Consider the following 414-nt stretch of genomic DNA (forward strand, 5'->3'; position numbering starts at 1 on the left):
CTGGAGACGTCGTAGCTGACCTCATAGTCGACCCCTGGGGGAAAGGTCCGCTCCTTGAACTCCTTGAGCTTCTCCTTGACCTCCTCGATGATGGTCGCGGCGTTGGTGCCGGGGAGCTGCTTGAGCACGATCGCCGCCGAAGGCTTGCCGTCCAGGTCCGAATACAAACTGTAGAACGACGCCCCTAACTCGACCCTAGCGACGTCCTTGAGCCGCAGGATCTCGCCGTCGGGATTCGCCTTGAGAATGATGTCTTCGTACTGCTCGGGCTTGTTGTACCGGCCCACCCACGTCAAAACGTACTCGGTCGTCTGCGACATTTTCCCTGTCGCCTGCCCTAATCGGCCAGGAGAGCCGATCATACTTTGATCGGCCATCGCCTTCATGACGTCGTCCGCGGAGACGTCATAGGCC

The 414-nt window shown here is 59.7% G+C and carries 1 protein-coding gene; it reads right to left on the reverse strand.

The annotated features are described in order from the left end of the window. On the reverse strand, positions 1-414 hold a 414-nt coding region (locus tag G5C50_RS32160; RefSeq protein ID WP_165076187.1), incomplete at both ends, for an efflux RND transporter permease subunit.

The sequence above is a fragment of the Paludisphaera rhizosphaerae genome (assembly GCF_011065895.1).
Lineage (GTDB): Bacteria > Planctomycetota > Planctomycetia > Isosphaerales > Isosphaeraceae > Paludisphaera > Paludisphaera rhizosphaerae.